Source organism: Streptomyces sp. WAC05292 (genome assembly GCF_003949955.1).
GTDB lineage: Bacteria > Actinomycetota > Actinomycetes > Streptomycetales > Streptomycetaceae > Streptomyces > Streptomyces globosus.
The window spans coordinates 1-7889 of record NZ_RPSE01000301.1; the positions used below are offsets into that span (position 1 = coordinate 1).

Below are 7889 nucleotides of genomic sequence, written 5' to 3' on the forward strand. Positions count from 1 at the left end.
GCCGGAGGTGCCGGCGGGGCGGGTGTCGGAGTAGCTTCCGGCGCCCACCGGGACGGTGGCGGCCGCGGCGGGGGCCGCGGCCGGTCCGAGGCCGATGCCGAGTCCGGCGGCCGCGAGGGCGGCGGCGAGGAGGGGCGGGGCGGCTCGGCGCGGGAGGAGGACGGGCATGCGGGGAACACCTCGTGTCTTGGCGGGGGACGTACGCAGGTGGTGTCGGGTCGCGTCCGGGAGTCGTAGCAGAGAGCGCTCTCAACTGGCCGGAAACGTAGAACTCCCGAAAGACGGGTGTCAAGAGAGTGCGCAGGATCGGAAGTTGCTGCCCATTCCGGTCTGTTGCGGCTTCGAGTCTTGACGGATGGCACACGCCGTGGGCACGCTCCCCTCGCTTGATGAGAGCGCTCTCAGACGTGTTCTCCCCCGATCCCGGAGCCCAGGAGGCCCCCATGTCCCACGCCCGAGCCGCCGGAAGAACCGCCGTCCGCCTGGGGGCGGCCGCCCTCGCCGCGGTGCTGCTCGCCGCCTGCGGCGGTTCAGCGGAGGACGCCGCCGGCGGCGCGGACGGCAAGGTCACCGTCACCGTGGACCTCTTCGGCTCCTTCGGCTACGAGGAGGCCGGGCTCTACGCCGAGTACGAGAAGCTGCACCCGGGCGTGACCGTCAAGCAGACCGACACCGAGGACGAGGCCGACTACTGGAAGTCGCTGCAGACCCGCCTGGCCGGCGGGGGCGGCCTCGCCGACGTCCAGGCCATCGAGGTCGGCCGGATCGCCTCCGCCGTCCAGCAGCAGGGCGACCGGTTCGAGGACCTCCGCACCTACGGCGCCGAGAGCCTCAAGTCCGCCTTCCCCGAGGCGAAGTGGGCGGCGGCCACCGGGAAGGACGGCCGGATCGTCGGCCTCGGCACCGACGTGGGCCCGGAGGCCATGTGCTACCGCACGGACCTCCTGGCGCAGGCCGGCCTGCCCACCGACCGCGAGGAGCTCGCGCAGCGGTGGTCCACCTGGGAGGGGTACCTGGAGCTGGGCCGGCAGTACCAGGCGAAGGCCCCCGCGAAGAGCGCCTGGATCGACAGTGTGGGCAGCCTGTACTCCGTCATGATCGGCCAGCAGAAGGAGCGCTACTACGACGCCTCCGGCGCTCTGGTCTGGGACAGGAATCCGGCGCTGAAGGCGGCGTGGGACGCGTCGGTGTCGGCGGCGCAGAGCGGGCTGAGCGCCAAGCTGGACCAGTGGTCGCCGCAGTGGAACCAGGCGTTCGCGGCCGGCTCCTTCGCCACGCTCCCCTGCCCCGCGTGGATGCTCGGCTACATCAAGGGCCAGGCCGGCGAGGCCGGCAAGGGCAAGTGGGACATCGCGAAGCTGCCCGCCGGAGCCGGCAACTGGGGCGGCTCGTACCTCGCCGTGCCGCGCGCCGCCAAGCACAAGAAGGAGGCGTACGAGCTGATCGCCTGGCTCACGGCGCCCGAGCAGCAGGCGAAGCTCTTCCGCAAGCAGGGCAACTTCCCGTCGGCCACCGGCGCCATCGCGCAGATCGCCGACGCGACCGACCCGTACTTCTCCGGCGCGCCGATCGGGCGGATCTTCGGCGAGGCGGCGAAGGCGGCCCCGGTGCAGGTGCTCGGCGTCCACGACCAGAACATCGCCCAGCAGATCACCAACGCCCTCGGCGAGGTCGAGCGCAAGGGCACGGCGCCCGAGCAGGCCTGGGGCAACGCCAGGAAGGGTGTCCAGAACACCATCGGCTGAGGCCGCGCCAATCGGCCGCCGGAGGCGGCGCGGGGGACGGTGCCGCCCCGCCGGGCCGCCTCCGGGCCGCCGCCCGGCCGCCTCCGGGCCGCCGCCGGGCCGCCTCCCTCAGCCTCCGGCCCGCCGCGCCCGCTCCATCCGCCCCGACTCCCCCGAAGGGCCGCACCGTGACCCTGACCGCACCCGCCCGGACGGCGCCCCCGCCGGCGCCGCCCGGCCGCGCCCCCGGCGCCCGGCGCGCCTGGCGCAAGGCGTCGCCGTACGCCTACATCGCCCCCTTCTTCACGCTGTTCGCCGCGTTCGGGCTCTTCCCGCTGCTCTACACCGCGTACGTGTCCCTGTACCGGGTGGAGCTCCAGACCCCCGGCGACATGCAGTGGCGCGGCCTCGGCAACTACACCGCGCTGTTCGGCGACGAGTTCTTCTGGACCTCGCTGCGGAACACCTTCACCATCGGCGTCCTCTCGACCGTCCCGCAGCTGGCGATGGCGCTCGGCCTCGCGCACCTGCTGAACCACCGGCTGCGCGGGCGGACCTTCTTCCGGACGGCGATGCTGCTGCCGTACGCGACGTCGGTGGCCGCCGCCACGCTCGTCTTCTCCCAGCTGTACGGGCGCGACTTCGGGCTCGTCAACTACGTGCTCGGGGCCGTCGGCCTCGACCCGGTGGACTGGCAGACCGGCACCTTCGCCTCCCAGGTCGCCGTCTCGACCATCGTCATCTGGCGCTGGACGGGCTACAACGCCCTGATCTACCTGGCCGGCATGCAGTCCATCCCGCACGAGCTGTACGAGGCCGCGGAGATGGACGGCGCCTCCCGTCTGCGGCAGTTCTTCCACGTCACCCTTCCGGGGCTGCGGCCGACCATCGTCTTCACGGCCGTCGTCTCCACGATCGGGGCGACGCAGCTCTTCGGGGAGCCGCTGCTGTTCGAGGGCTCCCTCTCCGGCGGGATCTCCCACCAGTACCAAACCCTCGGCCTGTACATGTACGAGCAGGGCTGGGGCTTCTTCCACCTGGGGCGGGCGGCCGCCGTCGCCTGGGTGATGTTCCTGCTGATCGTGCTGCTCGTCGGCGCCAACGCGCTGGTCGCGCGCCGCCGCACCCGCAAGGAGGCCGGCCGGTGACCGCGCTCGCCGAACCGCCCCTCGGCCACCGGCCCCCCGGCCGGCCCGCCCGGGGCCGATCCCGCGGCCGAGCCCGCCGTGCCCGCTCGCACGCCGGGCGGACCATGCGGGGCGGGAAGCTCACCCACGCGGTGCTGGTGCTCGCCGTGCTCGTCTCGGCGTTCCCGCTGTACTGGACGGTCGTCGCCGCCAGCCGCTCCAACGCCGACCTGGCCCGCGTCCCGCCGTCCCTGCTGCCCGGCCCGCACCTGATGCGGAACTTCGAGGCGGTCGTGCGGGAGGCCGACATCGGGCGGGCGCTCGTCAACTCGTTCATCGTCTCGGGTTCGATCACCGTCGGCACGGTCCTGTGCTCCACCCTCGCCGGGTTCGCGTTCGCCAAACTGCGCTTCCGGGGCCGCGGCGCGCTGCTGGCCGTCACCGTCGGCACGATGATGATCCCCCCGCAGCTGGGCGTCATCCCGCTGTTCATGCTGATCGCCGAACTCCAGTGGGTGAACCAGCTGCAGGCCGTCATCCTGCCGGGCCTGGTCTCCGCGTTCGGCGTGTTCTTCATGCGGCAGTACCTCGCCCAGTCCCTGCCGGACGAGCTGATCGAGGCGGCCCGCGTCGACGGCGCCTCCTCCGCGCGGATCTTCTGGTCCATCGTGGTTCCCGTCGCCCGGCCCGGCATGGCCGTGCTCGGCCTGCTGACGTTCATGGCCGCCTGGAACGACTTCTTCTGGCCCGTCGTCGCCCTCTCCTCCTCGGAGCCGACCGTGCAGGTCGCCCTGCGCCAGCTCGGCGGCGGCTACGTCAACGACCAGTCCGTCATCATGGCGGGCACGCTGCTCGGCACCCTGCCCGTCCTGCTCGTCTTCGGCCTGCTCGGCCGGCAGATCGTCGGCGGCATCATGCAGGGCGCCGTCAAGGGCTGAGCCGCCGGGCCGGCCCCACCCCCACGCACCCCCACTTCTCACCTCCGGGAGACGCAACGCCATGACCGCGCTCGACGCCCGCCCCCGCACCGGGACGACGCTCCGCTTCCCCGAAGCCTTCCGCTGGGGCACCGCCACCGCCGCCTACCAGATCGAGGGCGCCGCGGGCGAGGACGGCCGCTCCCCCTCCATCTGGGACACCTTCAGCCGGACCCCCGGCAACGTGCACAACGGCGACACCGGCGACACCGCCGCCGACCACTACCACCGCGTGGACGAGGACATCGCCCTCATGCGGAGCCTCGGCGTGACCGACTACCGCTTCTCCCTCGCCTGGCCGCGCGTCCAGCCGGCCGGGCGGGGGCCCGCCGCCCGCAAGGGGCTGGACTTCTACCGCCGTCTCACCGACCGGCTGCGCGAGGCGGGCATCCGGCCCGTCGCCACCCTCTACCACTGGGACCTCCCGCAGACGCTGGAGGACGCGGGCGGCTGGCCCGAGCGGGAGACCGCGTACCGCTTCGCCGACTACGCGGCCCTCGCGGCGGAGGCACTCGGCGACCGCGTCGCCACCTGGACCACCCTCAACGAGCCCTGGTGCTCGGCCTTCCTCGGCTACGGCAGCGGGGTGCACGCACCGGGCCGCCGCAGCGATGCCGACGCGCTGCGCGCGGCCCACCACCTGAACCTGGCGCACGGACTCGGCGTCCAGGCGCTGCGGGCCGCGCTGCCCGCCGGGGCGGAGGTGTCGCTGACGCTCAACCTGCACGCGGTGCGCCCCCGCACCGACACGCCGCAGGACCGGGACGCGGTGCGCCGGATCGACGCCGTCGGCAACCGGATCTTCCTCGACCCCGTCTTCCGGGGGAGGCTCCCGGAGGACCTCGTCCGCGACACCGCCGACGTCACCGACTGGTCGTTCGTGAAGGACGGCGACTGCGCGGCGGCCGCCGAGCCGATCGACTCGCTGGGCGTCAACTACTACTCGCCCGCCGCGGTCGCGGCCCGCACCCCCGCCGACGGGGACGGCGCCGGGCCGTCGCCGTGGGCCGGTGCGGAACGCCGCGTCCGCTTCGTCCCCGTCGCCGGGCCGCGCACGGCCATGGACTGGCCGGTCGACGCCGGCGGCCTGTACGAGCTGCTGCTGCGGCTGCGGGACGAACTCCCGCACGTACCGCTGCTGATCACGGAGAACGGGGCGGCGTACGAGGACTACGCGGACCCGTCGGGCGAGGTGAAGGATCCCGAGCGGGTGGCCTACCTGCACGCCCATCTGGGGGCCGTGCACCGGGCGATCGGGGCGGGCGCCGACGTCCGCGGCTACTTCCTGTGGTCCCTCCTCGACAACTTCGAGTGGGCGTACGGCTACAGCAAGCGGTTCGGCATCGTCCACGTCGACTTTCCCACCCAGCGGCGGACGCCGAAGAGCAGCGCCCGCTGGTACGCGGACGTCATCGCCCGGGGCGGCCTGACGGCCTGACGGCCCGACGGCCCGACGGGTACGGCGACGGCGGGGCGGAAGGGGTGGGCGGAGGGATTCCCTCCGCCCACCCCTTCCGCCGTTCCCGGCAGCCTGAGCGCTTCCGGGGCGGCGGAGTTTGAGGGTGCGTCGGGCGGCCATACGCGGCTGGGAGGAAGTCATGGCCGAAGAATCCGACAACCGCACATCCGACGACGCGGCGGACGGCAAGCCGCTTCCCGCAGGCCGCGTGATCCGCGCGGCCGCGGGGCAGCTGGCGGACCTGCTCGGCCTGCAGGCCGAGGCCGTCAGCTCGTGCACCCGCACCGACGACGGCTCCTGGCGCCTGTCGGTCGAGGTTCTGGAACTCGCCCGGATCCCCGACACGATGAGCCTGCTCGCCTCGTACGACGTGGAGGTCGACGCGAACGGAGACCTGACGGGGTACCGGCGCACCCGCCGCTACGAGCGGGGGCGCGCGGACCGCACCTGAGCGGTCCGTCGCCGCCCGCTCCCACACGAGAGGGAACCGGAACAATGACAGTCGTCCCCGCACAACCCATGCCGGCCGCCTCCGGAGGCGGCGGCTCCAGTGGTCTGTACGACGTCCTGGAGCTGGTCCTGGACCGGGGCCTGGTGATCGACGCGTTCGTCCGCGTCTCCCTGGTCGGCATCGAGATCCTGAAGATCGACGTCCGTGTCGTCGTCGCCAGCGTCGACACCTACCTGAGGTTCGCCGAGGCGTGCAACCGCCTCGACCTGGAATCCGGGCCGCGCAAGAACCCCGGCCTGCCCGACCTGGTCGGCGAGATGACCGAGTCCGGGGCGCGCGGCAAGGCGAAGGGGGCCCTCAGCGGGGCCGCCCGGACCATCTCCGACGCGTTCGAGCAGGCCCGTTCGGAGGCGGAGGAGAAGAAGACGGGCAGCCGGTCCGGACGCCGGTCCGGCAGCAGCAGCCGCAGCAGCAGCAGCGGGGAGGAGAAGGAATGAGCACCTACGTGTACGCGATCACCCGCGCCTCCCAGGAGCTCCCCGACAGCCTTGAGGGCATCGGCGAGCCGGCGCTGCCCGTCCGCACCGTGCGCGGCGGCCGCCTCCTCGCGCTGGTCAGCGACGCCCCCGCCGAGCTGCGGCCCAAGCGGCGCGACCTGCTCGCGCACCAGCGGGTGGTGATCCGGGCGGGAGCCTCCGGCCCGGTGCTGCCGCTCCGGTTCGGCGGGGTCTCCCCCGACGACGAGACGGTCGCGGCCGTGCTGGAGGAACACGAGGGCAGCTACCTGGAGCGGCTGGAAACGCTGGAGGGCAAGGACGAGTTCAACGTGAAGGCCTCCCACGAGGAGGAGGCCGTCCTGTACGCGGTGCTGTCCGAGGACGACGGCCTGAGGGCGCGCCACGAGGCGAACCGGGCGGCCGGCGGCGGCACGCACGCCGACCGCCTGGCCTTCGGCGAGCACGTGGCGCGGGCCGTCGCCGAGCGGGAGCGGGCCGACGCCGAGCTGATCGAGGCCGCGCTGACCCCGTACGCTGCCGGCCTGCGCCGCGGGCCCGAGAGCGACGGCTGGCTGGCCAACCTGTCCTTCCTCGTGGAGCGCGACCGGCAGGAGCAGTTCCTCTCCGCCGTCCGGGCCCTCCACGAGCAGCACGCCCACCTGCGGGTACAGGTGACGGGCCCGCTGCCCTCCTACAGCTTCGCCGAGGCGGGTTGACGATGGGCCTGCTGAGCGAGGTTCTGCTGCTGCCCGCGGCCCCCGTGCGGGGCACCGTGTGGGTGCTGCGGCAGGTGGTGGCGGAGGCGGAGCGGCAGTACCGCGACCCGGCCGTCGTCCAGCGCGAGCTGGCGCGGCTCGTCGCCGCGTACGAGCGGGGCGAGATCGGCGACGCCGAGTTCGACCGCCGGGAGGACGAGCTCCTGGCCCGACTGGAGGACGGGGCGCGGACGCGATGAACGACCGCGTGGCGATGGGGCTGGCCCTGGGCGGCGGCTACCTGCTGGGCCGCACCGGGAAGGCGAAGTGGGCGCTCGGGGCCGCCGCCCTGCTGGCGGGGCGGCGGCTGGCCCCCGAGGCGGCGGCGCTGGCCGGCTTCGTGCGCGACAGCCTCGGCGGGCGGCCCGGGCTGGAGGAGATCCGCGCCCGGATCGCCGACGACCTGCGCGGCGTCGGCTCCGCGGCGGTGGCGGTGCTGGTGGAGCGGCAGCTGGGGGCGGTCGCCGACCGGCTGCACGACCGTACGGAAGAGGTACGGGACCGGCTGGCAGCCCTCACCGGCGGCGACGGCGGTGACCGCAGCGATGAGCCGGACGGCGACGGCGGGGCGGACGGGAGCGGCGACGATGGCTGAACCCTTGGCGGTCCGGCTCGCCACCGCCCCCGGGGCCGACCGGGTGAAGGAGGAGCTGGCGGCGTACGCGGCGGCGCGGGCCGAGTGGGCGCTGGCGGCGGCCGGACGGGCGCTCGGCCGGCTCTCGGCCCTCGCCACCGCCCTCGCGGAGGGCGACAGCCCTGCGCTGCACGCCCTGGCGCTCGACTGGGCCCGCCGCATCACGGAGGGGCGGGACCCGCGCCGGGCGGCCGTGGAGGCGGGCGCCGCTCGGCTGCTGACCTGCGCCGCCGGGCGGGCGGGGCGCGGCGGCCCGGCGCGCGAC

At 74.3% G+C, this 7889-nt stretch carries 9 protein-coding genes and 1 pseudogene; all 10 read left to right on the plus strand.

Annotated features, from left to right (window positions below; all coding sequences use genetic code 11):
* Positions 1–443 precede the first annotated feature (443 nt).
* Complete coding sequence (locus EF903_RS24550; RefSeq protein WP_125546627.1) at positions 444–1745, plus strand: extracellular solute-binding protein; 1302 nt, start codon at positions 444–446, stop codon at positions 1743–1745.
* A 167-nt stretch (positions 1746–1912) separates the two neighbouring features.
* Complete coding sequence (locus EF903_RS24555; protein ID WP_125546629.1) at positions 1913–2872, plus strand: carbohydrate ABC transporter permease; 960 nt, start codon at positions 1913–1915, stop codon at positions 2870–2872.
* Positions 2869–3789: a carbohydrate ABC transporter permease gene (locus EF903_RS24560; RefSeq protein WP_125546631.1), complete on the plus strand. Its 921-nt coding sequence runs from the start codon at positions 2869–2871 to the stop codon at positions 3787–3789. The genes EF903_RS24555 and EF903_RS24560 overlap by 4 nt, the downstream gene beginning before the upstream one ends.
* 61 nt (positions 3790–3850) lie before the next feature.
* Positions 3851–5266, plus strand: coding sequence for a GH1 family beta-glucosidase (locus EF903_RS24565; RefSeq protein WP_125546633.1), 1416 nt, complete (start codon positions 3851–3853; stop codon positions 5264–5266).
* Between the two features lie 160 nt (positions 5267–5426).
* Positions 5427–5738: a gas vesicle protein GvpO gene (gvpO, locus tag EF903_RS24570; protein WP_125546635.1), complete on the plus strand. Its 312-nt coding sequence runs from the start codon at positions 5427–5429 to the stop codon at positions 5736–5738.
* Between the two features lie 44 nt (positions 5739–5782).
* Positions 5783–6235: a gas vesicle structural protein GvpA gene (locus tag EF903_RS24575; protein WP_125546637.1), complete on the plus strand. Its 453-nt coding sequence runs from the start codon at positions 5783–5785 to the stop codon at positions 6233–6235.
* Positions 6232–6951, plus strand: coding sequence for a GvpL/GvpF family gas vesicle protein (locus EF903_RS24580; protein WP_125546639.1), 720 nt, complete (start codon positions 6232–6234; stop codon positions 6949–6951). The genes EF903_RS24575 and EF903_RS24580 overlap by 4 nt, the downstream gene beginning before the upstream one ends.
* A gap of 2 nt (positions 6952–6953) precedes the next feature.
* Entirely contained in the window at positions 6954–7190 is a 237-nt protein-coding gene (locus tag EF903_RS24585) for a gas vesicle protein GvpG (RefSeq protein WP_125546641.1), read from the plus strand.
* Positions 7187–7585 (plus strand): hypothetical protein, encoded by a 399-nt coding sequence (locus EF903_RS24590; protein WP_125546643.1) that lies wholly within the window; start codon positions 7187–7189, stop codon positions 7583–7585. Before EF903_RS24585 ends, EF903_RS24590 begins: the two co-directional genes overlap by 4 nt.
* Positions 7578–7889: pseudogene (locus EF903_RS24595) on the plus strand (cyclase); the annotation flags it as partial. The gene EF903_RS24590 and the pseudogene EF903_RS24595, both read left to right, overlap by 8 nt.

Coding starts and splice junctions, on each gene's coding strand:
- EF903_RS24550 (WP_125546627.1), top strand. CDS start 444: ATGTCCCACGCCCGAGCCGCCGGAAGAACCGCCGTCCGCCTGGGGGCG.
- EF903_RS24565 (WP_125546633.1), top strand. CDS start 3,851: ATGACCGCGCTCGACGCCCGCCCCCGCACCGGGACGACGCTCCGCTTC.
- gvpO (WP_125546635.1), top strand. CDS start 5,427: ATGGCCGAAGAATCCGACAACCGCACATCCGACGACGCGGCGGACGGC.
- EF903_RS24575 (WP_125546637.1), top strand. CDS start 5,783: ATGACAGTCGTCCCCGCACAACCCATGCCGGCCGCCTCCGGAGGCGGC.
- EF903_RS24580 (WP_125546639.1), top strand. CDS start 6,232: ATGAGCACCTACGTGTACGCGATCACCCGCGCCTCCCAGGAGCTCCCC.
- EF903_RS24585 (WP_125546641.1), top strand. CDS start 6,954: ATGGGCCTGCTGAGCGAGGTTCTGCTGCTGCCCGCGGCCCCCGTGCGG.
- EF903_RS24590 (WP_125546643.1), top strand. CDS start 7,187: ATGAACGACCGCGTGGCGATGGGGCTGGCCCTGGGCGGCGGCTACCTG.